This window comes from Phaeovulum sp., from assembly GCF_041596715.1.
GTDB lineage: Bacteria > Pseudomonadota > Alphaproteobacteria > Rhodobacterales > Rhodobacteraceae > UBA6213.
The window spans coordinates 1-24,494 of record NZ_JBFHIA010000011.1 but is presented as its reverse complement, the minus strand read 5'-3'; the positions used below and the strand labels follow the sequence as shown (position 1 = coordinate 24,494).

25 protein-coding genes are annotated in these 24,494 nt (G+C 61.6%); 7 read left to right on the top strand and 18 right to left on the bottom strand.

From position 1 onward, the window contains the following. Window positions 1-125: 125 nt before the first annotated feature. From ABY403_RS01735 to ABY403_RS01705, 7 genes are all read right to left on the bottom strand, one after another. The gene (locus ABY403_RS01735) at window positions 126-263 is read right to left on the bottom strand and encodes a hypothetical protein (RefSeq protein WP_372837993.1); all 138 of its coding nucleotides are present in this window, start codon (window positions 261-263) and stop codon (window positions 126-128) included. 1 nt (window position 264) lies between these two features. Then, the gene (locus tag ABY403_RS01730) at window positions 265-2,265 is read right to left on the bottom strand and encodes an acetyl-CoA carboxylase biotin carboxylase subunit (protein ID WP_372837991.1); all 2,001 of its coding nucleotides are present in this window, start codon (window positions 2,263-2,265) and stop codon (window positions 265-267) included. A 140-nt stretch (window positions 2,266-2,405) separates the two neighbouring features. Then, window positions 2,406-2,624, bottom strand: a complete 219-nt coding sequence (locus ABY403_RS01725; RefSeq protein ID WP_372837989.1) for a hypothetical protein — start codon at window positions 2,622-2,624, stop codon at window positions 2,406-2,408. A 343-nt stretch (window positions 2,625-2,967) separates the two neighbouring features. After that, window positions 2,968-3,357 carry a hypothetical protein gene (locus ABY403_RS01720; protein WP_372837987.1) on the bottom strand — a complete coding sequence of 130 codons (390 nt, stop codon included), beginning with the start codon at window positions 3,355-3,357 and terminating at the stop codon, window positions 2,968-2,970. 33 nt (window positions 3,358-3,390) lie between these two features. After that, complete coding sequence (locus ABY403_RS01715; protein WP_372837984.1) at window positions 3,391-3,738, bottom strand: hypothetical protein; 348 nt, start codon at window positions 3,736-3,738, stop codon at window positions 3,391-3,393. Between the two features lie 82 nt (window positions 3,739-3,820). Continuing rightward, entirely contained in the window at window positions 3,821-4,579 is a 759-nt protein-coding gene (locus ABY403_RS01710; RefSeq protein WP_372837982.1) for a class I SAM-dependent methyltransferase, read from the bottom strand. Between the two features lie 13 nt (window positions 4,580-4,592). Further along, window positions 4,593-6,125 (bottom strand): acyl-CoA carboxylase subunit beta, encoded by a 1,533-nt coding sequence (locus tag ABY403_RS01705; RefSeq protein WP_372837979.1) that lies wholly within the window; start codon window positions 6,123-6,125, stop codon window positions 4,593-4,595. 169 nt (window positions 6,126-6,294) lie between these two features. Between ABY403_RS01705 and ABY403_RS01700 the strand changes: the two genes are divergently transcribed. Genes ABY403_RS01700 through ABY403_RS01690 form a run of 3 tightly spaced genes read left to right on the top strand, consistent with a single transcriptional unit; the run spans window position 6,295 to window position 9,334 of the window. Beyond that, window positions 6,295-6,645: a DMT family protein gene (locus tag ABY403_RS01700; RefSeq protein WP_372837977.1), complete on the top strand. Its 351-nt coding sequence runs from the start codon at window positions 6,295-6,297 to the stop codon at window positions 6,643-6,645. Window positions 6,646-6,689: 44 nt separating this feature from the next. Beyond that, window positions 6,690-7,889, top strand: coding sequence for a multidrug effflux MFS transporter (locus ABY403_RS01695; protein WP_372837974.1), 1,200 nt, complete (start codon window positions 6,690-6,692; stop codon window positions 7,887-7,889). Window positions 7,890-7,939: 50 nt separating this feature from the next. Next, the gene (locus tag ABY403_RS01690; RefSeq protein WP_372837973.1) at window positions 7,940-9,334 is read left to right on the top strand and encodes a short-chain fatty acyl-CoA regulator family protein; all 1,395 of its coding nucleotides are present in this window, start codon (window positions 7,940-7,942) and stop codon (window positions 9,332-9,334) included. Here ABY403_RS01690 and ABY403_RS01685 read toward each other — a convergent pair whose 3' ends face one another. The 5 genes from ABY403_RS01685 to betI all read right to left on the bottom strand — a co-directional run bounded on the left by ABY403_RS01685 (window position 9,335) and on the right by betI (window position 14,433). Then, window positions 9,335-9,940 carry a thermonuclease family protein gene (locus tag ABY403_RS01685; protein WP_372837970.1) on the bottom strand — a complete coding sequence of 202 codons (606 nt, stop codon included), beginning with the start codon at window positions 9,938-9,940 and terminating at the stop codon, window positions 9,335-9,337. Window positions 9,941-10,033: 93 nt separating this feature from the next. Continuing rightward, window positions 10,034-10,600, bottom strand: coding sequence for a DUF1003 domain-containing protein (locus ABY403_RS01680; protein ID WP_372837967.1), 567 nt, complete (start codon window positions 10,598-10,600; stop codon window positions 10,034-10,036). Between the two features lie 60 nt (window positions 10,601-10,660). After that, a complete protein-coding gene (gene betA, locus ABY403_RS01675) occupies window positions 10,661-12,319 on the bottom strand; it encodes a choline dehydrogenase (RefSeq protein ID WP_372837966.1) in 1,659 nt (552 codons plus the stop codon). A gap of 84 nt (window positions 12,320-12,403) precedes the next feature. Further along, window positions 12,404-13,855, bottom strand: a complete 1,452-nt coding sequence (gene betB, locus ABY403_RS01670; RefSeq protein ID WP_372837964.1) for a betaine-aldehyde dehydrogenase — start codon at window positions 13,853-13,855, stop codon at window positions 12,404-12,406. After that, window positions 13,855-14,433 (bottom strand): transcriptional regulator BetI, encoded by a 579-nt coding sequence (gene betI / locus ABY403_RS01665; RefSeq protein WP_372837961.1) that lies wholly within the window; start codon window positions 14,431-14,433, stop codon window positions 13,855-13,857. Before betI ends, betB begins: the two co-directional genes overlap by 1 nt. An 89-nt stretch (window positions 14,434-14,522) precedes the next feature. Here betI and choX point away from each other — a divergent pair, with 89 nt between their 5' ends. The 3 genes from choX to choV all read left to right on the top strand — a co-directional run bounded on the left by choX (window position 14,523) and on the right by choV (window position 17,388). Next, window positions 14,523-15,452 carry a choline ABC transporter substrate-binding protein gene (choX, locus tag ABY403_RS01660; RefSeq protein ID WP_372837958.1) on the top strand — a complete coding sequence of 310 codons (930 nt, stop codon included), beginning with the start codon at window positions 14,523-14,525 and terminating at the stop codon, window positions 15,450-15,452. A gap of 93 nt (window positions 15,453-15,545) precedes the next feature. Continuing rightward, entirely contained in the window at window positions 15,546-16,376 is an 831-nt protein-coding gene (choW, locus tag ABY403_RS01655) for a choline ABC transporter permease subunit (protein WP_372837955.1), read from the top strand. A gap of 1 nt (window position 16,377) precedes the next feature. Further along, a complete protein-coding gene (gene choV, locus ABY403_RS01650) occupies window positions 16,378-17,388 on the top strand; it encodes a choline ABC transporter ATP-binding protein (protein ID WP_372837953.1) in 1,011 nt (336 codons plus the stop codon). Window positions 17,389-17,471: 83 nt separating this feature from the next. Here the strand turns inward: choV and ABY403_RS01645 are convergent, their stop codons facing one another. Continuing rightward, entirely contained in the window at window positions 17,472-18,392 is a 921-nt protein-coding gene (locus ABY403_RS01645; RefSeq protein WP_372837950.1) for a DMT family transporter, read from the bottom strand. A 60-nt stretch (window positions 18,393-18,452) separates the two neighbouring features. Continuing rightward, the gene (locus ABY403_RS01640) at window positions 18,453-19,049 is read right to left on the bottom strand and encodes a LysE/ArgO family amino acid transporter (RefSeq protein WP_372837948.1); all 597 of its coding nucleotides are present in this window, start codon (window positions 19,047-19,049) and stop codon (window positions 18,453-18,455) included. A 674-nt stretch (window positions 19,050-19,723) separates the two neighbouring features. Between ABY403_RS01640 and ABY403_RS01635 the strand changes: the two genes are divergently transcribed. Continuing rightward, window positions 19,724-20,629: a hypothetical protein gene (locus tag ABY403_RS01635; RefSeq protein WP_372837946.1), complete on the top strand. Its 906-nt coding sequence runs from the start codon at window positions 19,724-19,726 to the stop codon at window positions 20,627-20,629. A 57-nt stretch (window positions 20,630-20,686) separates the two neighbouring features. On the opposite strand, the gene ABY403_RS01630 is transcribed toward ABY403_RS01635, so the two are convergent. From ABY403_RS01630 to ABY403_RS01615, 4 genes are all read right to left on the bottom strand, one after another. Then, window positions 20,687-21,427 carry a YebC/PmpR family DNA-binding transcriptional regulator gene (locus ABY403_RS01630; protein ID WP_372837944.1) on the bottom strand — a complete coding sequence of 247 codons (741 nt, stop codon included), beginning with the start codon at window positions 21,425-21,427 and terminating at the stop codon, window positions 20,687-20,689. Between the two features lie 91 nt (window positions 21,428-21,518). Then, window positions 21,519-23,297, bottom strand: a complete 1,779-nt coding sequence (locus ABY403_RS01625; RefSeq protein WP_372837942.1) for an SLC13 family permease — start codon at window positions 23,295-23,297, stop codon at window positions 21,519-21,521. A gap of 66 nt (window positions 23,298-23,363) precedes the next feature. Next, window positions 23,364-24,263, bottom strand: coding sequence for a DMT family transporter (locus ABY403_RS01620; protein ID WP_372837939.1), 900 nt, complete (start codon window positions 24,261-24,263; stop codon window positions 23,364-23,366). Window positions 24,264-24,283: 20 nt separating this feature from the next. Further along, window positions 24,284-24,494: YmdB family metallophosphoesterase (locus ABY403_RS01615; protein ID WP_372837936.1), on the bottom strand; the 211-nt coding region annotated here is incomplete at its 5' end.

Below are 24,494 nucleotides of genomic sequence, written 5' to 3'. Positions count from 1 at the left end.
CCTAGAGCCCGAATTGCGCAAGCCCTTGCCTTGGGATGTGCGTGAAATCACCCGCGCCATCGACAAGTTTCCGCTGCGCCGGCAAGAGGTTTTGGTCGAACAGCCAGCAGGGCGGTAGCAACCGTTCACTGCACTGCCTCCAGCGTCAATTCCGCATCTTGCGGCAAGGTTTTCGAAAAAATCTGCAAAAGCCCGCGCAGCGCGTCGGCATCTTTGCCCCACGCGGCAAGCCGCTTGTCACCGGGTTGCAGCGCGGGCGTCATCTCATTCGAACTCCATGATGACTTCATCGACCTTGAGGCTTGCGCCGGGCTTCGCCGTGATCTTTTTCACTACGCCTTTGCGCTCAGCCTTGAGGATGTTTTCCATCTTCATCGCCTCGACAGTGGCCAGCGGCTGCCCCTCGTGCACCTCTTGTCCTTCTACCACGCTGATCTTCACGATCAGGCCGGGCATCGGGCAAAGCAAAAAGCGCGAGGTGTCGGGTGGCAGTTTTTCAAGCATCAAGCGCGCAAGTTCCGCCTGCCGCGGGGTGCGCACCTGCACCTTGAGGTCGGCACCGCGGGCGCGGATGCGAAGCCCAGAGGGGATCTTGCCAACTTTCAGCACCAGCGGTGTGCCGTCGATCATCAAGCGCGCCAGCGGCTGGCCCGGCACCCAGTCCGAGGTCACGCGCACCGCGCCATCTGCAAAATGCACAGTCGAGCCTTTATGGTCTGCGCTGATCCTGACGGCATATTCAACGCCTTGCAACAAAACCACCCAATCTTCGCCCACGCGGCGTTCGTGGTTGCCAAGCGTGCCCGAAATCCGCGTGCGACGAATTTCCGCAACGCGGTTCATCGCGGCGCAGGCAGCGGCGATGCGCCGGGTCAGTTCGGGGGCAAGCGTAGCGCCGGCGAAACCGTCGGGGTACTCTTCGGCGATGAAGGCAGTCGAGATATTGCCCTCAACAAAGCGCGGATGGTCCATCACCGCAGCCACAAAGGGCAGGTTGTGCCCGATCCCCTCTACCTCGAACGTGTCAAGCGCAAGGCGCATTTCCTCGATCGCCTCGCCGCGCGTTGGTGCCCATGTGCAAAGCTTGGCGATCATCGGATCATAAAACATGCTGATCTCGCCACCCTCATAAACGCCGGTATCGTTGCGCACGATGCCGCCGCTCATCGTCTTGCCCTCAACAGGGGGCCGGTAGCGCGTCAATCGCCCGATCGAGGGCAGGAAGCCGCGATAGGGATCTTCGGCGTAAAGACGGCTTTCAATCGCCCAGCCATTTATCTTCAGATCCGATTGCTTGAACGGCAGCGGTTTGCCCGCCGCAACGCGGATCATCTGTTCAACAATATCGACACCGGTGATCAGCTCGGTGACCGGGTGTTCAACCTGAAGGCGCGTGTTCATTTCGAGGAAATAGAAGTTGCGCGCACCATCAACGATGAACTCAACCGTACCCGCCGAGGTATAGCCCACCGCGCGGGCCAAGGCACAAGCCTGCTCGCCCATCGCCTTGCGGGTGTCGGCGTCGAGAAAGGGCGAGGGGGCCTCTTCGATGACCTTCTGGTTGCGCCGCTGGATCGAACATTCACGCTCGTGCAAATAGAGCGTGTTGCCGTGTTTGTCGGCCAATACCTGTATTTCAATATGGCGCGGCTGGGTGACAAACTTTTCGATGAAAATGCGGTCATCGCCAAATGACGACGCGGCCTCGTTTTTTGATGACTGAAATCCCTCGCGCGCCTCGGCGTCATTCCATGCAATCCGCATGCCTTTGCCACCGCCGCCCGCCGAGGCCTTGATCATCACCGGATAGCCGACCTGCTGCGAAATCTTCACAGCCTCTTCAGCGTCCTCAATCAGGCCCATATAGCCCGGCACCGTCGAAACACCCGCCTCCTGCGCGATCTTCTTGGAAGTGATCTTGTCGCCCATTGCCTCGATCGCGGCTGAAGGAGGGCCGATAAAGACTACGCCTTCAGCCTCAAGCGCTGCCGCAAACTTGCGGTTTTCGCTGAGGAAGCCGTAGCCGGGGTGCACGGCTTCGGCGCCGGTCTGACGAACCGCCTCGATGATCTTGTCGATCACGATGTAGGATTGGTTGGCAGGTGCGGGCCCGATATGAACCGCCTCATCCGCCATGCGCACATGCAGCGCATTTCGGTCGGCGTCAGAATAGACCGCAACCGTTGCTATGCCCATCTTGCGCGCCGACTTGATGACACGACAGGCAATTTCACCACGGTTTGCGACCAGTATCTTCTTGAACATGTCAGGCCCCTCTGCCCGGATTAGCGGGGTGCAGCTGCCCGCTCCGGTGTTGGTGTTGGCAATAAAAAAGCGCCACCGGGGCGCGGGGCCCCGATGGCGCTGTAAGGTCGTGGTGCCGCAGTTGCCGCGGCGACGCGGAACTAGCGGTTGATGCAGCCCTGAACGTTGAGATCGTCGCAGAACACGCCCGCCGCACCGCCGATGACCGCGCCGGTAAGCGCACTGCCGCCAAGCGCGCCCGCAACGACCGCACCCGTAGCTGCGCCGGCAAGCCCGCGCTCGGTGTCATTGTCGAGATAGTTGCAGCCCGCCAGCGTTGCGGCGGCGGCAACAGCGACCGCGAATTTGATAATTCCCATGTTCGTTTAGCTCCTTTTTGGCCACAAGCGACCATCAGGGGCGCCACGGCTCGATGTGACAACACTACCCGTCCCCGGATGCGCCCGATACACCCAAATGGGCGAGCGGCTCTTTTTCGAGAAAAGAGCCTGACCCGCGAGGGGCCAGGCCAGGAACAGAGGGTTAGGGTTGGGGTAGAGGGATGGTTAGATTTCAGCTTACGTCCGGCCCACATCGTGCTGGCGATACGGACCGTAGTGACAGTTTGTGCTGCACTCGCGCAGAGCGCAAAGCCCGAATGTCTACGCGCCGAGGTTTCGGCGAATTGCTGCCAGAACCGCAGATCGAGCGGCAATTTTATGCTCATTTCTCGTCCTCGCCCGCATCCTCGATACGTGCGCGCCCTGTGGCGAACACTTCGGGAAAGGACGCGCGGGCGCAGCGCAGGTCGATCTTCAAAAGCGCTTCATAGCTTTCAGGGTCAAACGGGTCTTCGGCGGGCACGACCTCGCGGCCGAACAGCCACGAAAGCCGCCCCGCATCGAGGTTGCCACGCTCAAAGGGTTCTTCGCCGAAATGGTCCCAAAGCGCCGCTAGAAAACCTGCGTCGGCGCGCTTGTCTGGGTTTGCCCGGTCGCGGTAGCGCTCGCGCGCTATGATGCGCGTAACGCCCCGCCCATGCACCGCGCGGCGGATCACGAATTGAAAGTCAGTTCCGGGCAACCGCCCCGGAAAGCCGCGATGCTTCAGCATGCTGCGGCCTCCCGAAGGTCAAGCGGCCTTCTATTATCCGAGGTGCGTGAGACTGGGCGCGCCGGTCGGATCTCTACCCGGTTCATCCGAGTCATCCGGTTCGTATTGGTCGATAGGCACGCAGATCGGAACCGTAGTGACATGGGTGATGCTGGAGTAGCTGGGAACCTCACCCGGCAGGCAAAGCGACTCACAGGTGAGCAGTCGTTCCGGGTAATAGTTCGAGAAGGGCTGGCGTTCGGGCCGGCAGGCAGCCACGGAAACTTCGCCATATTTGTTGTATACCGGCTCTGGCAGGATCGGCCGGACGACGGGCTTGGCGCAGGCACCAAGCAAAAGCGCAAGCGAAACGCCAACAGTAAAAACGCGTGAGATACGCATGGTTCCCTCGTGTACATTATGCTTCTGGCTTTTGCAGCATACTCCCAAACGGGACTTTGGGCAATTGTCATGCGTGTTTTGTTCATACCGTTCCCATTTGCACCAAGACCCGGCGCACTTTAGGCGGCGCGGGTTGATCGGAGATTTTTCCCAGAGTTGAAAGACGCTGCAATTGCGGAGCGGCGTCAGTTTCGCGAAGATCCAGCAACAAATGCCCACCCGGCATAAGCGCGCGCGCGAAGTAATCCATGTATGTATCCACCGGATAATGAAAGCCGCAGGACAGAAAGCTAAACACAAGATCAACAGGTCCCGCATCCGCAGGATCATGTTCCTTTGGGTTTACGGTCTGAACCCGCACCGGCGCGATACCGTTATCAAAGAGCAAGGCTTTCGCTACAGCCAATGAAGAATAGGCCGCTCCCTCTTGCGCAAAACCAAAGTGCCGCCGCTCGTTGCTTTCAATGTCAATCAGCAGCGCCGCAGTTGGTTGGTCTTGCAGCAGAAAAAGGTCGAACAAGGCATAGCCGCAGCCAATATCGGCCACGCGGCGCGGCGCGAGTTGCCGCAACAGGGGCTCTAGTGCCAGATACTCCTCCAAAATCACACCAGCCGCCCGGCGCGCGACATCAAGCCCTAGCCGATCGACCTGATCGAGAATGGGTGCCATGTCGCCCATATTCCATGCGCGGATCACTTTTCCGGCTTGCGGCACATCGAACAGCACCTCTGATCGCTGCAAGATCAGGTTGATCAGATCGTCTTGCCCAAGGGCCGAAAACCGCAGCGCCTGAACGCGCGGATGCAAAGCGGCGGCTGCTACATCTTGGCTGTGTGACATCACGACTCTCCCGCTAAAGTGGAATATTATCGTGCTTTTTCCATGGATTGGTTTGCTTTTTCGTGCGCAGGCTGGCAAAGGCGCGCGCCACCCGCTTGCGGGTTGAACGCGGCTGGATCACCTCGTCGATAAAGCCCTTTTCGGCCGCCACAAAGGGGTTGGCGAAACGGTCTTCATAATCGGCGGTGCGAAGTGCGATCTTTTCGCGGTCCGCCAGTTCGCTGCGGTAAAGAATCTCGACCGCGCCCTTGGCCCCCATCACGGCGATTTCGGCAGTGGGCCATGCATAGTTGAAATCGCCGCGCAGATGTTTGGAGCTCATCACGTCATAGGCCCCGCCATAGGCTTTGCGGGTGATTACCGTAACCTTTGGCACCGTCGCCTCGCCAAACGCAAACAGAAGCTTTGCGCCGTGCTTGATGACGCCGCCGTATTCCTGCCCGGTGCCCGGCAAAAAGCCCGGCACATCGACCAGCGTCAGGATCGGAATCTCGAAAGCATCGCAAAAGCGCACAAAGCGCGCGGCCTTGCGGCTGCTGTCAATATCAAGGCAGCCGGCCAGCACCATCGGCTGGTTGGCCACCACGCCGACTGACTGGCCCTCGATACGGATGAAGCCGGTTATGATATTGGCCGCAAAATCCTTTTGGATTTCGAAAAAATCGCCCTCGTCCGCGATTTTTCCGATCAGTTCCTTCATGTCGTAGGGTTGGTTCGGATTGTCGGGAATAAGCGTATCAAGGCTTTCCTCCAACCGCGCCACATCGTCAAAGAAGGGGCGCACTGGCGCGCGCTCGCGGTTGGAAAGCGGCAGAAAATCGATCAGGCGGCGCGTTTCAGCCAAGGCCTCGACGTCGTTTTCATAGGCGCCATCGGCTACGGAAGATTTTCTGGTATGCGTGCCAGCACCACCCAGTTCTTCGGCGGTGACGATTTCGTTGGTGACGGTCTTCACCACATCAGGGCCGGTTACGAACATGTAAGAGGTGTCTTTGACCATGAAGATGAAGTCGGTCATCGCCGGGCTGTAAACTGCGCCGCCCGCACAGGGGCCCATGATCAGGCTGATTTGCGGCACGACACCCGAAGCCATGATGTTGCGCTGAAACACCTCGGCGTAACCTGCAAGGCTGGCCACGCCCTCCTGAATCCGCGCGCCGCCGGAATCGTTGATGCCGATCACAGGCGCGCCGTTTTGCATGGCCATGTCCATGATTTTGCAAATCTTCTGCGCGTGCGTTTCGGAAAGCGAGCCACCGAAGACCGTGAAGTCCTGGCTGAACACATAGACCAATCTGCCGTTGACCGTGCCCCAGCCCGTCACCACGCCATCACCCGCGGGGCGATCGGCCTGCATGCCGAACTCGGTGCAGCGGTGCGCCATGAACATATCGAACTCTTCAAAGCTGCCTTCGTCGAGCAGCAGCTCTAGCCGCTCGCGTGCGGTCAGCTTGCCTTTGCTGTGCTGCGCGTCGATCCGCTTTTGCCCGCCCCCAAGACGTGCCTCGGCGCGGCGGTCTTCAAGCTCCTGCAGAATGTCCTTCATGGCGAAACCTCCCGAGTTTCAAGCAACCTACCGTTTTGGCACAAAGCGACAAGTAGAATCGCGTATATTTGCATATTTCTCGCAAGTCATGAGGTGCGAATTGCAACTTTGCAAAGCCTTCCCGCCGTCCGAGTTGCACGCTAGCCTGCGCCGTATTGTAGGAGGCGCCATGAGCGTACCGGTTCCCGTTCTGACCATCGGCCTTCTGGTCGCATCCAACGTTTTCATGACCTTCGCCTGGTACGGGCATTTGAGATTCAAAGCTGCGCCAATTATTGCGGTAATCTTGATCAGCTGGGGCATCGCGTTTTTTGAATATGTGCTTCAGGTTCCCGCCAACCGGATTGGCCACGGAACCTTTTCCGCGGCCCAGTTAAAAACCATTCAGGAAGTTATTACTTTATCTGTTTTTGCCGTATTTTCGTGGGCTTACCTGAAAGAGCCAATCACTTGGCAACACGGCGTGGGCTTTGCATTGATTGCGGCTGGGGCTTGGTTTGTCTTTCATGACTGGGCTTGATCGGCAGGCTGGACAAACCGTTGAACTGCCCCTAGCGAGAAACCATGCGTCGCTTTTTGAATCGAACTCAGCCACCCCATATCGTTACCCTGGTTCTGATGGCCGGGTTGGCGGCGCTTTCGCTCAATATCTTTCTGCCATCGCTGCCGGGAATGGCTGTCTATTATGGTGTCGAATACCATTTTATGCAGCTATCCGTTTCGGCCTATCTGGCGGTATCGGCTCTGTTGCAACTGCTGGTCGGCCCGATATCCGACCGTTTCGGGCGCAGGCGCGTGGCGCTGGTTGTGCTCGGGTTGTTTCTAGTGGCGACGCTTGGCACGCTGTTCGCGCCAACCGCTGAAGTGTTTCTCGTGTTTCGATTGGTGCAGGCGGTGGTCGCGGTCAATTTCGTGATCAGCCGGGCAGTGGTGCGCGATATGGTGCCAGCCAACGAGGCGGCCTCGATGATTGGCTACGTCACCATGGGCATGTCGCTGGTGCCGATGATCGGCCCGGTGATCGGCGGCGCGCTGGATGAGGCCTTTGGCTGGCGCGCCAATTTCACGCTGCTTGCGGTTTTGGGCGTAGCGGTAACCGCGCTTGTCTGGGCAGACCTTGGCGAAACAACGCGTGCGGGCGGTGTTGGCTTTGCGGAACAATTGCGCAGCTACCCAGAGCTTTTGCGTTCGCAGCGGTTCTGGGGCTATTCGCTTTCGGCCGCCTTCGCCTCGGGGCTGTTTTTCGCCTATCTTGGCGGCGCACCCTTTGTGGGCACCACGGTTTACGGCCTCAGCCCTTCGCAATTGGGTTATTACTTCGCTTTGCCTGCATTGGGTTACGCCTTGGGTAACTTTGCCTCCGGGCGCTTTGCCAGCCGCATGGGCATTGACCGGATGGTGCTTGCAGGCACACTGGCGGCGACTGCTGCACTGCTGGTCGCGGTGACGGCGAACCTGCTCGGTGTTGGGCATCCGCTGATGTTTTTCTCGATGGTCGGCGTTACCGGCTTTGGCAATGGGCTTGCCCTTCCCTCTGCCAATGCCGGGATGATGTCGGTGCGCCCAGAGCTTGCGGGCACCGCCTCGGGGCTGGGCGCCACGTTGACGGTGGGCGGTGGCGCTGCGCTTTCGGCGGTTTCGGGGGCCCTGCTTGGCCCCGATACAGGGGCGCTGCCACTTATTTTGCTTATGCTCGCCTCGTCGCTCGCGTCGGTGGGGGCGATTGCCTGGGTATTCCGGCGGCGGCGGCAACTCGGGGTTTGACGCAGACTATTTGCAAAGCCTAGTGTGATTTTGCAAATCTCGGGGGCATCATGGCCACGCAAAAGCTCTATGCAGGCGTCAAGCTGCGTGAAACACGGGGCAGGCTTGGGTTGACGCAAAAGGTCTTTGCAGATCGGCTTGGCGTTTCGCTGCCCTATCTCAACCAGATGGAAAACAACCACCGCCCGGTATCTGCCGGCGTGGTACTGGCGCTGGCGGGCGAGTTTGGGCTGGATGTTACCGAACTGTCGGTGGGCGATGCGGAGCGGCTGGTCAGCGACATGCGCGAGGCGCTTGCCGATCCGGTCTTCGCTGAAACCAGCCCACCGCTCGCCGACCTGCGGCTTGCCGCATCGAACGCACCGGCGCTTGCGCGGGCGTTTCTGGAACTGCATCGCGCCTATCGGCAGGGCCACGAACGGCTCGCCAGTCTGGACGAGGCGATGGGCCGCGAAGGTGGGCCAACGCTCGTCTCGCCTTGGGAGGAGGTTCGCGACTTCTTTCATTATTGCGACAATTACCTTGATGCGGTTGATCGCGCCGCAGAACGATTTTCCTGCCCTGATGGCAAGCGATTGGAGCCCATAGCTCGGGCGACCGAAACCCTTGCTGCTCAGGGGATAAAATTGCAATTTTCCGACATTGAGGCAGTCTGGCAGCGCGATGGCACCACACTGACGCTATCGACCCGCGCAGGCGCATCGACACAAGCCTTTCAGCTACTGCATCAGGTTGCCCTGCTTACCCAAAACGGCTTGCTAGAGGCCACACTCGACCTTGCGCGGTTCCAATCCGACACGGCGCGAGCAATTGCGAAGATCGGGCTGGCAAACTATTTCGCAGGTGCGGCGCTGCTGCCCTACCGCGTCTTTCAGGCCGCGGCACAGGAAACCCGGCACGATCTTGAACGCCTCGCCGACCGTTTCGGCGCCAGTATCGAGCAGGTGGCTCACCGGCTTTCAACGCTGCAACGGCCGGGCGCGAAGGGGATTCCGTTCTTTTTCGTGCGCGTCGATCAGGCCGGCACGATCACCAAGCGCCATTCCGCAACGCGGCTGCAATTTGCCCGTTTCGGCGGTGCCTGCCCTTTGTGGAACGTGCACCAAGCCTTTGAAACACCGGGGCGATTTCTACGGCAACTGGCGGAAACCCCGGATGGGGTGCGCTATCTGTGCCTTGCGCGCGATGTCTCTAAATCGGGCGGATCGTTTCTTGCGCCGGTGCGCCGCTACGCGATCGGGTTGGGGTGCGAGGTCAGCCATGCGCGCGGGCTGGTCTATGCCGACGATATGGAGCTTGCGAACCCTCGCGCCTATCAGCCGATCGGCATTTCCTGCCGTATCTGCGAGCGGCGAGATTGCCATCAACGCTCTGTCCCGCCGCTCGAACGGCGGGTGCGGGTTGATCCTGCCAAACGTGGCGTGCTGCCTTACGAAATCGGCTGACTATCCGCGCGCCTTCGCCCAGCCCGCCGCAATCGCCTGATCTTCCGTGCAGAACCAGCGCTCGCCGCGTGCGGTATCGATACGGGTGGCACTGTAGCCACGGCCGCCCGGCAGATGATAAAGCTTCCCGTTGTCTGAAATATTGCCCTTGATCACGCACCCCACCGGGGCACCTTCGGTGCTATCCTTGGCGCGCTGCACTTCGGGGCGGTCCGCCTGCCCCACCCAGACACCACGCCGCGCCGCACTGGCGCGCGCTTCAAGCGCCAGATAGTCGCTGGAATATCGGGCATAAGCAAAGGCGGCACCTGCCTCGACCAGCGCCGCACCAATATCAGCGCGGCCTGCGTAGCAGCGCGCGACAAGTCGGCCGTAGCGGTCACGATCCTGCCCTTCGCAGCGCGTTTCGGTCGCGGTCAGCGCCACCAGCGCCGCCGTGGCAAAGCTGCCGCAATCCCAGCCTCGCCCCGCAGCATCAAGGCAGATCTGCCCCGCTTCCGGCGCGTCGATACCGAACAGCCGCACCCGCTCGCCCATCAGTTGCAGCGTGTCGCCATCGACCACGCGCGCAGTGCCCACAAGCGTCTGCGCAGCCGCAGGTTGCATCAGCACAACCAGAACGAGAAGTGAACAAATCCTTAACATGCCCCACATATCGTGGCTGTGGGCAATTAGGTCAACAGTTATGGTAGGGTATGGTTAGCGCGGTGTGCTTGCCGTGCCTTCGACCTTGGGCTGCAAAAGCGCCTCGATTGCCGCCAACCGCGCAGAGGTTTCGCCGAACATGCGTTCCAGATGGTGCATGCGCAGTTCGTCGAACTTTTCGTGCAAGCTCATGATCTCTAGCTCGGCCTTCAGATTTACCTCGTAGTCATGCGCGGCGGCGAGGCGGTCTTTCTCGCTCTGGCGGTTCTGCGACATCATGATGACCGGCGCCTGAAACGCCGCCACCATCGACAGCAGCAGGTTGAGGAACACGAAAGGATATGGGTCAACCGCCCGCGTCAGCATCAAGGCGTTCAGTGCCACCCAACCCGCCACAACTGCGCCAAAGGTCAGAATGAAGGTCCAAGAGCCGCCAAAGGCCGCCACCCGGTCGGCCACGCGCGCCCCGAACGAGGGTGCGCGTTCGGCGCGCAGGCTCAAATCGCGCGAGATGGCGCTGCGTGCCGCGATCCGCCGCAACACGCGCTGGTCGCGCTCGCTCAGCTCGTCATAGCCCTTTTTCAGCAGATGCTCTGCCAGCGCGCGCAACTTCTCGTCCATCGCCGCCCCCTTGCCCGTGCAGCATCACAGTAGCGCCGCGCGCCACGCAGGCAAAGCCTCTCAGCGTTGCGCGGTTTTCCAGTTCGGGTTGATCCATGGCTCGGCATTCTCTGCCGGCAGCGGTGTGCGCCCCAAGACCAGATCCGACACTTTCTCGCCCACCATGATCGACGGCGCATTGAGGTTGCCGTTTGTGACGCGCGGAAAGATCGAACTGTCGGCCACCCGCAGCCCCTCGACCCCGATCACGCGGGCCTCGGGGTCAACCACCGCCAGCGGGTCGTCGCGCCGCCCCATGCGCGCGGTGCCGCAGGGGTGAAAGGCGCTTTCCGCATGTTCGCGGATGAAGGCGTCGATCTCGGCATCGCTTTGCACCGCAGCACCCGGCTGGATCTCGCGCTTGACGTGCTCGGCCATCGCGGGCTCAGCGAAAATCTCGCGTGTCAGGCGAACGCAGCGGCGGAACTCTTCCCAATCGTCGGGGTGGCTCATGTAATTGAAGCGGATCACCGGCGCGGCCTTTGGGTCTGCGGACCGCAGGCTGACCGTGCCGCGCGATTTTGACCGCATCGGGCCGACATGCGCCTGAAACCCGTGCCCCTCGGCCACCGCCTGCCCGTCATAGCGCACGGCAATCGGAAGGAAATGGTATTGGATGTCGGGGTAATCCACCCCCGCCGCCGAGCGGATGAAGGCGCACGCCTCAAACTGGTTCGATGCCCCCAGCCCCTTGCCGGTCAGCAGCCATTGCGCCCCGATCAGCCCCTTGCCCCAGAGGTTCCAGTATTTGAACAGCGTGACCGGGTTGGCGGCGGCGAACTGCATGTAGACCTCCAGATGGTCTTGCAGGTTGGCACCCACGCCCGGCCTGTCGGCCACAACCTCGATACCATGCTCGGCCAGATGCGCAGCCGGGCCAATGCCCGAAAGCATCAGCAACTTCGGGGTGTTGAGCGATGAGGCCGCAAGGATCACCTCGGCACTCGCGCCGATCACATCGCGCCGCCCCGAACGTTCCACCTCTACCCCGACCGCGCGGCCATCGCGGATCACCACGCGCAGCGCCAGCCCCCGCACCACGGTGCAATTGCCGGTTTTCATCGCCGGGCGCAGATAGGCGCTGGCCGCCGACCAGCGTTTGCCGCGCCAAATCGTCGCCTCCATCGCGCCAAAGCCTTCCTGCTGGCGCCCGTTCACATCGGCCGTCAGCGGATAGCCCGCCTGCCGCCCCGCCTCGATAAAGGCGGCAAACAGCGGGTTCGCGCGTGCGCCGCGTGTGACATGCAAAGGCCCGGCATGGCCGCGCCAGCCCTCTTCGCCACCGTCTGCGCCGCCGTGCCAGCTTTCCTGCCGCTTGAAGTAGGGCAGCACGTCGGCGAATGACCAGCCGGTTGCCCCCTGCTCGGCCCAGTGGTCGTAATCGCGCGCATGGCCGCGCACATAGACCATGCCGTTGATGCTCGACGATCCGCCCAGCACCTTGCCCCGCGGCGTAACCAGCACGCGCCCGTTCAGATGCGGCTCTGGTTCGGTTTTCAGCCCCCAATCATAAAGGCCCATGTTCATTGGGTAGCTCAACGCCGCAGGCATCTGGATGAAAGGGCCCATGTCGGTGCCGCCATGTTCGATGACAATCACCTTGCGCCCCGCCTCGGCCAACCGATAGGCCATCGCAGACCCTGCCGAGCCCGCCCCAACGATCACGTATTCCGCTTCCATTTCGCCCATCCTCTGGCCGATCCGGCCAATGCTTCATTGTGCAAATGCCCCTTTGGGGCCGAGGGCCCACGGCCCCCTGCCCCCTCAATAGGGCGCGTCAACCGGGCCGAGCCCGACATAGACCGATTTCACGCGGCTGTAGTGTTCGACCGCCGCGTGCCCGTTCTCGCGCCCTAGGCCCGAGGCTTTCACCGCCCCGAACGGCGCTTCGACCGGCGTCAGGTTATAGGTATTGATCCAGGTCGTTCCCGCTTGCAGTGCCCCGATCACGCGATGTGCGCGCGTCATGTCGGCGGTAAAAACCCCTGCGGCAAGGCCGTAGGGCGAGGCATTGGCCCGCGCCACCGCCTCTGCCTCGGTTTCGAAATCAAGCACCGCCATCACCGGGCCGAACACCTCTTCCCGCGCGATTTCCATCGCGTCGTCCACATCGGCGAACACCGTGGGTTGCACGAACAAAGGCCCAGCATTGCCCGCGCCGCCACCGCAGACCAGCCGCGCGCCTTCGGCCTTGGCCCGCTCGATATAGCCCAAGACCTTGGCGTGCTGCGCCGCGCTGACCAGTGGCCCGAACTGGGTTGCTGCATCAAGCGGGTCGCCCGCCACGATCCCCGCCGCCCGTTCCGCCAGCCGTTCCAGAAACCGCGCCTTGATGCCCTTTTGCACAAACACCCGCGTGCCGTTGGAACAGACCTGCCCAGAGGAATAGAAGTTGCCCAGCATCGCGGCACCAATCGCATCTTCAAGGCTCGCATCATCAAACACGATCAGCGGCGACTTGCCGCCCAACTCCATCGTCACCGCCTTCATCCCCGCTGCCGCCGCGGCATAGACCCGGGCCCCGGTGGCGACCGATCCTGTCAACGAAACCTTGGCAACGCGGGCATCGGCCACCAGCGCAGCACCCACCGCGCCCATTCCCTGCACCACGTTGAAAAGCCCCGCAGGCAAGCCCGCCTGCACCAATATCTCGGCCAGTTGCAGCGCACCCAAGGGGGTCACTTCCGAAGGCTTGAACACCATCGCATTGCCCATCGCCAGCGCAGGTGCAGCCTTCCAGCAGGCGATCTGGCTGGGGTAATTCCACGCACCAATACCGACGCAAACCCCCAAGGGTTCGCGCAGCGTATAAACGAAATCGCGCCCCAGCGGGATCGTCTCGCCCGTCACGGTGGGCGCGAGCCCTGCGAAATACTCCAACGCCTCTGCGCCCGAAGGCCAGTCGGCCACGCGCGTTTCCTGCAAGGGCTTGCCGGTATCGAGCGTTTCCAGCAGCGCGAGTTCTTCGCCCCGCGCCCGGATCATTTCCGCCGCCCGGTGCAAAATGCGCCCCCGCTCGACCGGGCGCATCGCAGCCCATGCACCTTGCGCACGCACAGCGCTGGCGATTGCGGCCTCGATCACTGCGGGCGTTGCGGCATGCAGCCGGGCGATCAGCTCGCCACAGCCGGGGTAAATCACCTCGATCACGTCGCCTTCGGTGTCTTCCAGCCACGCGCCATCAACGTAATGACTGGCTTTCGGTTGTGCTCGCATCATGCATCTCCCAATTCGCGGTCAAGATAGTCGAGCACCAGCGCCGCCGCAGTGCTGCGGTCCAGCGTGCCCGGCTGCAAGGCCGCGCGAATGTAAACTCCGTCAATCATTGCGCCCAACCCCTGCGCCACCGAGGCGGCACGCGGCCCGATCAACGGGCGCAAATCGTACATCAGGTTCGAATGTAGCCGCCGCTGATAGACCGCCAGCAACCGCCGCGCCGCTGGCGCGGTCTGCGCCAGAACATAGAAATTAAGCCACGCGCTGACCGCCTCGCGCCGAAACGACGTGGGCGAAAACGACGCCAGCACGATCGCCCGAAGCCGCCCGCGGTGGCCCGTCGCCGCCGCCAGCGCACCACGCACCTCGGCCCCGAACAGCGACAGTATCGCGCGCATCGCGGCAAGGAATATCTGCTCCTTCGAGCCGAAGTAGTGATGCGCCAACGCTGAAGACATGCCAGCACGCCGCGCGATTTGCGCGACCGTCACATCAAGCGAGCCCTGATCACCCACCATTTCAATGGTAGCTTTCACCAAAGCCGCCCTTCGGATAGGCTCTGCACCGAGCTTGGGCATGGCACCCCCACGAGAAAAGGCTTGCCAAACCGAGCTACAGGCAAGTTTATTGACTCGTCAATCAACAAAAACGTTCCAGGGAGCCTGCCATGAACTTCAAATCCGTACTTCTCGCGTCAGCCGCAAGCCTTGCGCTTGCCCTGCCCGCCAATGCCGCCAGCTGCGACAAGGTGGTGTTTTCCGATGTCGGCTGGACCGACATCACCGCCACCACCGCCGTCGCCAGCTTTGTGCTGAAGGCGCTCGGCTATGAAACCGACATCAAACTCTTGTCGGTGCCGGTCACCTATTCGGCGCTGTCCACCGGTGATGTCGATGTGTTCCTCGGCAACTGGATGCCCACGATGGAGGCCGACATCGCCCCCTACCGTGACGCGGGCACCGTCGAAACGCTACGCACCAACCTTGTCGGCGCGAAATATACGCTGGCCACCAACGCCGCAGGCGCAGCACTCGGCATCGACAGCTTTGATGACATCGCCACGCAAAAAGACGCGCTCGACAACAAGATCTACGGCATCGAGCCGGGCAACGACGGCAACCGGCTGATCCTCGACATGATCGCAAGCGATGCCTTCGGGCTTTCGGGCTTCGATCTTGTCGAAAGCTCCGAACAGGGCATGCTGGCGCAGGTCGAAAGGTCTGATGCCTCCAGCAAACCGATCATCTTCCTCGGCTGGGAACCGCACCCGATGAACGCCAACTTCACCATGACTTATCTGGCGGGTGGCGACGACTTTTTCGGCCCGAACTTCGGCGGTGCCGAAGTGGCGACCAACGTGCGCAAAGGCTACGTGGCCGAGTGCCCGAACACCGGCAAGTTCTTGCAAAACCTAGAGTTCTCGCTTGCGCTAGAAAACGAGATCATGGGCGCGATCCTCAATGACGGTGCCGAACCGGAAGCCGCCGCCAAAGCCTGGCTGGCCAAGTCCCCGGCGGTGCTGGACGGCTGGCTCGCGGGCGTCACCACCCAGTCGGGCGGCGATGCTATGGCCGCGGTCATGGCGGCGTTGAAGTAACCCCCCGCAGGGCCGCCCGGGGCAAAGATACCCGGGCGGCACCACGGAAATCTGCAACAGCAAGAACCGCGCGACTTCGGGGGAGAACACGACATGGACTGGCTAACCGCCTATAAATTGCCAGTTGGCAAAACCGCCAAACTGGTCTTCGACTGGCTCAAGTCACACGCGGGCGGGTTTTTCGACATGATCTCGGACGCGATGCAGGCGTTGATCGATGCCATTCTCTGGCTCTTGCAAACCCCGAACCCGCTTTTCGTCGTGGCGCTTTTCGTGGCCCTGACGTGGTTCTTGCAACGCAATTGGAAAACCGCGCTGATGGTGCTGATGGGGTTCCTGTTCATTCTCAATCAGGGCTACTGGAAGGCCACCACCGAAAGCCTGACGCTGGTGCTTTCGGCCTGCGTCGTATGCATGGCGGTGGGTGTGCCAATCGGCATCGCGGCGGCGCATCGCCCGCGGCTTTTTGCGATCATGCGCCCGGTGCTTGATCTGATGCAGACCCTGCCGACCTTCGTCTACCTCATTCCCGCTATCGTGTTTTTTGGTATCGGCATGGTGCCGGGCCTGATCGCCACGGTCATCTTCGTGCTGCCCGCACCGATTCGCCTGACCCACCTTGGCGTCTCCTCAACCCCGATGACGCTGCTCGAGGCCACCCGGGCCTTTGGCGCGACACCGCGTCAGGTGCTCTGGAAGGTCGAACTTCCCTTCGCGCTGCCGCAGATCATGGCGGGGCTGAACCAAACCATCATGCTGTCGCTGTCGATGGTGGTGATCGCAGCGCTGGTGGGGGCCGCAGGCTTGGGCGTGCCAGTGGTGCGCGCACTCAACTCGGTCAATACATCGCTCGGTTTCGAGGCGGGCTTCATCATCGTGGTCGTGGCGATCATCCTCGACCGGATGCTCAGGATGGAGCGCTGAAATGTCGGTAGCCGTAGAGTTCGACAAAGTCTCGATCGTGTTTGGCGATCGCCCCTCCTCGGCCCTGCCGCTGATGGATCAGGGACAAACGCGCGAAGATATCAAGACGGCCACCGGCCAGGTGCTTGGCGTGCACGACTGCTCGCTCAGCGTCGCGACCGGAGAGATTCTGGTGCTGATGGGGCTATCAGGCTCTGGCAAATCGACGCTGCTGCGCGCGGTCAACGGGCTCAACCCGGTCTGCCGCGGCGAGGTGCGCATTTCGGACGCGGGCGAGATGGTCAGTGTAACCCACGCCGACCCCGCCACCCTGCGGCGGCTGCGCCTGAACCGGGTGGCAATGGTGTTTCAGGCTTTTGGCCTGCTGCCCTGGCGCACGGTTCGCGAAAACGTAGGCTTGGGGCTGGAGCTTGCTGGCATGAAGCCCGCTGAACGCCGCGCGCGCGTCGATGAACAGCTGGAGATGGTCGGGCTTTCAGATTGGGCGGGCCGCAAGGTTGACGAGCTTTCCGGCGGCATGCAGCAGCGCGTGGGCCTAGCCCGCGCCTTCGCCACCGAAGCGCCGATCCTTCTGATGGACGAACCGTTTTCAGCGCTCGACCCGCTGATCCGCGCGCGCCTGCAAGACGAATTGCTGGAGCTGCAACAAAAGCTTCGCCGTACCATCATCTTTGTCTCGCATGATCTCGACGAGGCTTTCAAACTCGGCAACCGCATCGCGCTGATGGAGGGTGGCCGTATCGTGCAGGCCGGCACCGCGCGCGAAATCATCGCAGCCCCAGCCGATGCCTATGTGGCCGATTTCGTGGCGCATATGAACCCGCTGGGGGTGCTGACCGCCGTCGATGTCGCGCGCCCCGGCACGGCACCGGGTGCGCCCGAAATTGCCCCCGACGCGACGGTGCGCGAGGTGATGGCGCTATTGGTTAAAACGCCCGAACTCAACGTCGCGGGGGGTGGGCAGATCAGCCGCGAAAGCGTGTTGACGCGATTGATCGACCCGCACAGCTAAACGCAAGGTGGCTACGCTCCGCGGGAGATATTTTGACTGAAGCATTTGGCTTTGCTTCAGAAAGAAATATCCCCGCCGGAGGCTCAGATATCTGTAGGCGCGACCGTGGGCGTGGTGCGCCGTTTGATCTGCGCCTCGCGCCAAGTGATGTAGCTGATCGAGCCAATGATCAACGCGCCACCAATAATGACCATCGGATCCACCGCCTCGCCAAAGACCAGCGCGCCGAGCAGCGTGGCCCAAATCAGTTGCAGGAAGGTGACAGGTTGGGTCACGGTCATTGGCGCGCAAGCAAAGGCGCGGGTCATGCAATAGTGCCCTGCGGTGGCAAAAACCGCGACCAGACCCAGCCAGCCGAGTTGCGCCAATCCGACCGGCACCCAGACCCAGAATGCGAATGGCGCAAGTCCGATCGTCACGGTCAGCGACATCATCGCCACCACGGCACCGGCCGGTGCTATGCCTGTAAGCCGCTTTGCAACCAAGTAGGACAGGCCAAACGAAACTGCGGCACCCAGTTGCGACCAGTGCCCGGGCTCGATGGCGCGCAGGCCGGGGCGCAACACCACCAGTGCGCCCGCAATCGCTACGCCAATCGCCAGAACCCGCCGGAGCGCCAGCTTTTCGCCAAAAAACAGCGCCGCGCCCAGTGTGACCACGATCGGGTTGAGATAGCCGATGGCTGTCACCTCGGCCACGGGGATCCGCGCCATGGCGAAGAACCACAAGACTACCGCCAATGTGTGCAACGCGCCGCGCAGCGCAAAAAGTTGCAGCGCGCCCGGCGCAAACCCGCGCTGGAGTGTCAGCACAAGCGTTGGCGCCAGAAAGGCCAGCCCGAAGGCAAAGCGGATGAACGCGCTCTGTGCCGCAGGCAGATCGGTGCCGAGATAGCGCACGATCCCGGTAACGGCGACAAAGTTGAGCCCCGTGGCAAGCATCCACAGAACACCGGCAACCGGGCGGTCTGGGTGGCGGGAAAGGGTGGCGGTAGGCGCGCTCATGGCGGCGAGATCATCCGAAAGCGGTGGCAGGTGCAAGGCCCGGATTGTGTCGGGCACATCTCAGCCACGCGCCAGTTGCAGCGCAATGCTCCACATCACCAGCCCGATCAGCACATCGAGCACCACCCAAGATCGTGGGCGCGCGAAGATCGGCGCAAGCAGGCGTGCGCCATAGGCCAGCGAAAAGAAGAACACCACCGACGCGACCATCGCCCCCAGCGCAAAGCCCATGTTTTGGCCCGGAAACTGCGCAGAAACCGCGCCGAGCAACACCACCGTATCCAGCCAGACATGCGGATTGGCCCAAGTGAGCGCCGCGATCGTGGCCAAGACCGCCCCAAGGCTTTGCGCGCCACCTGCCGCCACCAGCCCAGAACCGCCGCGCCATGCCGCAAGGAACGCGCGCGCGCCGTACCAGACCAGAAATGCCACGCCGCCCCAGCGCAGCGCGGGGCCAAGCCAAGGGGCCGCGTCTGAGGCCAGCGCAAAGCCCGAAACGCCAAGTGCGATCAGCGCCGCGTCAGAGACCGCACAGAAAAGCGCCACCGCAAACACATGCTCACGCCGCAGGCCTTGGCGCAGCACAAAGGCGTTTTGTGCGCCGATCGCCAAGATCAGCCCCAGCCCCAACCGAAACCCCGCCCAGAATGCCACCATTGATGCCCCACCATCCGTCGCCGCCCCTGCGGGCGATGCCGCCCTACCTAGCAAGGCACCTGCCTATGCACCAGTGCCCGGCGGGGCGCATAGGCGGCAGACTTAGAGCGGCGGGAATATTCTCATGCGCAATGGAGTATCGTGCGAGTTGCAGAGGAGGCGCGTCATCAAGACGACTTCCTGTTCGTTGCTTGCCTCCCTTACAGGCACCACGATTGTTGCGGCGCAATCGCGGGGCGATGCTGGGGCTGTTACGATATTGGTTTTGGCTGTCAGCATTACTCCGATGATGACGCGGGCAGCATAACCGCGGCCATAGGGCGCATTTTGGTGCCTTTGATTTCGCTGTCGGGATTTAAGCTGACGTGAAGAATAGCAGCGACAACAACAATATCACTGCAACCATCGGCTATCACGTGAGGCAAAGGGGCGAACGACCTCGTTCAGCGATGCTTCCAGTGAAACGGTCGGCATCTACATGCGCTGGAAACTGGGCGGCTAATACGCGCCGGTCGCGTTTCAGAAACCGCGCGGATGCGGCTGGCCTTTCTCTGCGCCTTTGCAGAAATGCAACACCAAGCTAAAGGCTTAGAACTAGCCGCAGAATCGCTGTCTCTGCGCAATTGATATGGTATTTGGCACCCGTGCGACATTCTGTCGCGGGGAATGGATTCATGAAACATCTTGCACTTGCAACAAGCATCCTTCTCGCTGGCGCAACCAGCGCGCAGGCACAATCAGGCGGCGTTTATACAAGCGGCTTGATCGAGTATTCCTATAATGCCACCAGCGACATCTCGATTGCCTATGCCGATTTTTCGCTCGGCTTCGAGTTCGGCAGCGATGACCTGCCGATGGGCTTTGATCTGGGTATTCTGGGCTTTGCCAACGATGGCGGCGGGTCTATCAGCAGCTACAGTTCGCTTTACCCCACCTTTTGGGTCGACACATCTATCGGCCGCTTTTCAATTGGGGTGCCGCGCTCTGCGCTTGGCAGTAAAATCGACCTGCCCGCCATCGGCAGCACAACAATGCTGGATCTGATGTATGGCTATTTCATCAAGCTCACCGACTATTTGCCATTAGTGACCGACGTCGACTCCTATGGCGCGCGCTTCGATGGTGCCTTTGGTGGTTTTGAGGCAGGCATCTCGGTGCACGATCTCAGCAATGCGGTAGGCAGCGCAACCACGGTCACCGGGTATATCTCGCGCGATTTTGGCGCGTTCGATTTTACGCTCGGGTTTGAGGACGTCGACCAATCACCAATTTCGCAGCGATCCTACTTTGCGCAGATCGGTTACGACGTGGGTACCTACGGCGGCCATCTGACGGTTATTGATCCAAGTGTCCTGACGGCGCCTGGCGTGATGGTCATGCTCGACGGTTTCTATAAACCGAACGACTGGTTGAAGCTTAGCGCGGCCTATGCCTCGCAAGAAGGCGCAAGCGATCTTTACAGCGTTAACGCTGAAGCCAGCTTCCTGAAAAACGGATATGCCGGTATTGGCCTTTGGGAAGCAAGCGGCGGCACAGGCAGCAACACCACGCTTTATGTTGGCTGGAAGCTGGATTACTGAGCCAAGGCTTGAAAACAAGGGGCCGCGCCTTCGGGGCGGCCCCTTTTGCTTGCCTATTTAAAGGTTGGCGGCGATGTCTTCGGGAATGTCGAAATTGCCGGTGACGTTTTGCACGTCGTCGTCATCTTCGAGAAGGTCCACAAGCTTCATCAGCTTTTCGGCGGTATCGAGATCGACCACGGTCAGCGATTGCGGCTTCCAGATCAGTTTCGTGGTTTCGCTTTCGCCCAGTGCTGCCTCCAGCGCGGTGCTGACTTCGCCCAGCGCATCCTGCGCGCAGGTAATCCAGTGGCCATCGTCATCGGTTTCCACGTCATCGGCACCGGCTTCCAGCGCCGCCATCAGCATCGTATCGGCGTCGCCCGCGCTCAGCGGATACATGATTTCGCCCACGCGATCGAACATGAACGAAACCGAGCCGGTTTCGCCAAGGTTGCCGCCGCATTTGGTGAAATAGCTGCGCACATTCGAGGCGGTGCGGTTGCGATTGTCGGTCATCGCTTCGACGATGATCGCAATGCCGTTCGGCCCGTAGCCTTCGTAGCGGATTTCGTCATAGTTTTCGGCATCACCGGCCTGGCTTTTCTTGATAGCCCGGTCGATCACATCCTTGGGCATCGAAACACCCTTGGCCTCTTTTACCGCCAGCCGCAAACGCGGGTTCTTGGCGGGGTCCGGATCGCCCATTTTGGCCGCTACGGTGATTTCCTTGGCAAGCTTGGAAAAAAGCTTGGCGCGGATTTTGTCCTGCTTGCCCTTACGGTGCTGGATGTTCGCCCATTTCGAATGGCCTGCCACTTGGCTACTCCGTCGCTGTTCATTCCCGAAAACCGGGTCCGGCGTCTCTATAAGCCAGCCATGCGGGGGCCCGCAAGCCACACGCGGCGCATCACAGCGGCCAGATCAGCGGAATGAAAATGCTGGCCGACACCGCAAGGATCAAGTTGAGCGGAATCCCGACACGCATGAAATCACTGAACCGATATCCGCCGGGGCCGTAGACCAGCATATTGGTCTGATACCCGATCGGCGTGGCAAAGGACGCAGAAGCGGCAAACATCACCGCCACCACGAAGGGGCGGGCATCAAAGCCCAGCGCAGAGGCAAGCTCGATTGCGATTGGGGTAAGAATGACTGCGACGGCATTGTTGGAAACCACCTCGGTCAATATCGAGCCGATCACATAGACCGCAAGGATCGCCAGCACCGGCGGCAAACCCAGCAGATAAGGCGCAATGCTATCGACGATCATCTTCACCGCGCCCGAATGGTCCAGCGCAGCCCCGACGATCAGCATGGCGAAAATCAGCGCCAGAAGCCGCCCTTCGACAAAGCCAAAAGCCTCGTCAGGGTCGATGGCGCGGGACAACAAGACCACCGCCACCGCCAGCGTCGCCAAAAGCAGAATCGGCGCTACGTCAAACGCCGCCAGCGCCACGACCGCCAACAGCGCCCCCACCGCAATCGGGGCTTTGCCGCGGCGGAAGGGCTGCGCCCGCGGCTTGGCGACATCGACCAGATCCATGTCTGCGGCAAGCCGGCCAATGTCGTCAGCCGCGCCCTCCAGCAGCAGCGTGTCGCCCACCACCACCACCAGATCGTCCAGTTTGCGACCGATGTTCTGGTTGCGCCGATGCGCGGCCAGAACATAAACGCCATAGCGCCGCCGCAAGCGAAGCTCGCCAAGGCTGCGCCCAATCATCCGGCAGCCGGGTGAAATCAGCACCTCGACCGTTTCGGTCTGCACCGAGGAAAGCTTGTCCACCATCCGCAGGTCCGGGTTTTGCTGCATGCCCAAGACCTCGGCCATGTCGGTGCGCAGCACCACCCTGTCACCTGTTTGCAGCACGACCCCGGCCATCTCGCGCCGCAAGCTTGCATCGCCGCGCAGCACGTCGATCACCCGGACACCGTCGCGCTTGAACAGTTCTATCTCGTTGACGTTCTGCCCAATCAGTCCCGACCCCTCGGGCAGCGCCACCTCGGTAAAAAACTTGGCCCGCCGCTTGTCGCCCAACAACATGCCCATTGAAGAGCGTTCGGGCAAAAGGTGGCGGCCGATCAGGCCCATGTAGAGCCCGCCAACGACCACCGTAATCAGCCCCATGCCAGTGATTTCGAACATCGAAAACGGTGCCATCCCCCGGTCGCGCGCCACACCGTCAACCAGAAGGTTGGTCGATGTGCCGATCAGCGTGACGGTGCCGCCAAGGATAGCCGCATAAGACAACGGGATCAGCAGCTTGGATGCCGTAACCCCAAGCTTGCGCGCCACCGTCATCATGACCGGAATCATCATCACCACAACCGGCGTGTTGTTCAGCACCGCCGATGACAATGCGATCAGCGCAAAGATAAGCACCAATGTCACCGCCGGGCGGTGGTCGATTTGCGCCTCGGCCTGCCGTGTCAGCCATTCGAGCGCGCCAGTGCGCACAAGGCCGCCCATCAGCAAGAACATCATCATGATCGTCCACGGCGCGGTGTTCGACAAAACCTTCAGCGCCGCTTCATAGGGCACCGCGCCAATCGCAAGCACCACCGCCGCCCCGCCAATCGCCACGACCTCGCTAGGCAGGCTCTCGCGCATGAACAAGATCAGCATGACGACGACCACAGTCAGGGTCAGTATCGCCTCGACGTTCTGCGGCAGAGCCAGATCGAACATGTAGTCCTCGGGGTCATTTCGGCGCGACTATAGCGGCCGCGGCCGGGCGCACAAGCGGATGCGCTGTCACTCTGCCACAGCGCCGCTGGGGTCTGGCGTCGCTGCGCGCGGTTGCACCAGCGCAAGACCCACGAAGATCACCGCAGCAGCAGCCCAAAACCACGGCGAGAAGCGCTCGCCCAACAGCACCATCGCCCAGAAAACACCAAAGCCGGTGACCAGATAGCTGACCTGCGAGGCAAACACCGCGCCCGCCCTGCCCACCAGCCAGATATAGCCGACATACGAGCCGACATTGAGCACGCCGCCCACCGCAACCGCCCAATCAGCCTCAACCCAAGGCCGCACCGGGTTGATGAAAACCCCGCGCGCTGCGGCCAAAGGCAAGGCGATCAGCGCCGTCACCAACGAAGCCCCGGCCACCATCTGCATTGGCCCAAGGCCCGTCGGGCCAAAGCGGATGATGCCATTGCCTTCAAGCCCGTAAAACACCGTCGCGGCAAGCGCCAGCAGCACCCAAGGCACCATCGACCGATCCGGCAGCGCGCTTCCCGGCAGCACAATCAGCGCCACACCGATCGCGCCAGCCACCAGCCCTAGCAGGCGGCCCGGCGTTGCATAGTCGGTCCGCATCAGTAGCGCGATCGGCAGCGCCGTCATCGGAATCAGCGAAAGGCACAGCGCCGCCACCCCTGCGGGCAGAAAGCGCTGCGCAGAAAAGCTGGCAGCATTGGGTATCAATGTGCCCGCCGCCGCGACGAAGGCGTAAATCAGCAGCGCCTTGCGGTGTAGCGGCAGGCCGCCGCGCAACAGCACGAACGGCAGCACCACCGCCGCTGCGATCACCGATTGCCAGAAGATGATGCCAAAGTCTCGGTGCCCTGCCATCACCGCAATCTTGCCCAGCGGAACGCTCAGGCCCCAGCCCGCGCCCAGCAGCACCAGAACCGCGACCATTGTCGCCATGCTGGCATCGCGAGGCGCGTTCACAATTCGGCCTGCCCCAATTTCCCGCCAACCCGGACAGGGGCGATGCGCGTGGCCTTGCCGCTGCGATCATCGGTTTCGATATAGACACCGCACAGCGTTGCCTCGGAATTGGCCGGGGTGAACCGATCTTTCGCCATGCCGGTGATAAAGCGGCGCATCGGTTCGGCCTTGTCCATGCCGATCACCGAGTTGAAATCGCCGCACATG

Coding starts and splice junctions, on each gene's coding strand:
- ABY403_RS01735 (WP_372837993.1), bottom strand. CDS start 263: ATGACGCCCGCGCTGCAACCCGGTGACAAGCGGCTTGCCGCGTGGGGC.
- ABY403_RS01730 (WP_372837991.1), bottom strand. CDS start 2,265: ATGTTCAAGAAGATACTGGTCGCAAACCGTGGTGAAATTGCCTGTCGT.
- ABY403_RS01725 (WP_372837989.1), bottom strand. CDS start 2,624: ATGGGAATTATCAAATTCGCGGTCGCTGTTGCCGCCGCCGCAACGCTG.
- ABY403_RS01720 (WP_372837987.1), bottom strand. CDS start 3,357: ATGCTGAAGCATCGCGGCTTTCCGGGGCGGTTGCCCGGAACTGACTTT.
- ABY403_RS01715 (WP_372837984.1), bottom strand. CDS start 3,738: ATGCGTATCTCACGCGTTTTTACTGTTGGCGTTTCGCTTGCGCTTTTG.
- ABY403_RS01710 (WP_372837982.1), bottom strand. CDS start 4,579: ATGTCACACAGCCAAGATGTAGCAGCCGCCGCTTTGCATCCGCGCGTT.
- ABY403_RS01705 (WP_372837979.1), bottom strand. CDS start 6,125: ATGAAGGACATTCTGCAGGAGCTTGAAGACCGCCGCGCCGAGGCACGT.
- ABY403_RS01700 (WP_372837977.1), top strand. CDS start 6,295: ATGAGCGTACCGGTTCCCGTTCTGACCATCGGCCTTCTGGTCGCATCC.
- ABY403_RS01695 (WP_372837974.1), top strand. CDS start 6,690: ATGCGTCGCTTTTTGAATCGAACTCAGCCACCCCATATCGTTACCCTG.
- ABY403_RS01690 (WP_372837973.1), top strand. CDS start 7,940: ATGGCCACGCAAAAGCTCTATGCAGGCGTCAAGCTGCGTGAAACACGG.
- ABY403_RS01685 (WP_372837970.1), bottom strand. CDS start 9,940: ATGCAACCTGCGGCTGCGCAGACGCTTGTGGGCACTGCGCGCGTGGTC.
- ABY403_RS01680 (WP_372837967.1), bottom strand. CDS start 10,600: ATGGACGAGAAGTTGCGCGCGCTGGCAGAGCATCTGCTGAAAAAGGGC.
- betA (WP_372837966.1), bottom strand. CDS start 12,319: ATGGAAGCGGAATACGTGATCGTTGGGGCGGGCTCGGCAGGGTCTGCG.
- betB (WP_372837964.1), bottom strand. CDS start 13,855: ATGCGAGCACAACCGAAAGCCAGTCATTACGTTGATGGCGCGTGGCTG.
- betI (WP_372837961.1), bottom strand. CDS start 14,433: ATGCCCAAGCTCGGTGCAGAGCCTATCCGAAGGGCGGCTTTGGTGAAA.
- choX (WP_372837958.1), top strand. CDS start 14,523: ATGAACTTCAAATCCGTACTTCTCGCGTCAGCCGCAAGCCTTGCGCTT.
- choW (WP_372837955.1), top strand. CDS start 15,546: ATGGACTGGCTAACCGCCTATAAATTGCCAGTTGGCAAAACCGCCAAA.
- choV (WP_372837953.1), top strand. CDS start 16,378: ATGTCGGTAGCCGTAGAGTTCGACAAAGTCTCGATCGTGTTTGGCGAT.
- ABY403_RS01645 (WP_372837950.1), bottom strand. CDS start 18,392: ATGAGCGCGCCTACCGCCACCCTTTCCCGCCACCCAGACCGCCCGGTT.
- ABY403_RS01640 (WP_372837948.1), bottom strand. CDS start 19,049: ATGGTGGCATTCTGGGCGGGGTTTCGGTTGGGGCTGGGGCTGATCTTG.
- ABY403_RS01635 (WP_372837946.1), top strand. CDS start 19,724: ATGAAACATCTTGCACTTGCAACAAGCATCCTTCTCGCTGGCGCAACC.
- ABY403_RS01625 (WP_372837942.1), bottom strand. CDS start 23,297: ATGTTCGATCTGGCTCTGCCGCAGAACGTCGAGGCGATACTGACCCTG.
- ABY403_RS01620 (WP_372837939.1), bottom strand. CDS start 24,263: ATGGCGACAATGGTCGCGGTTCTGGTGCTGCTGGGCGCGGGCTGGGGC.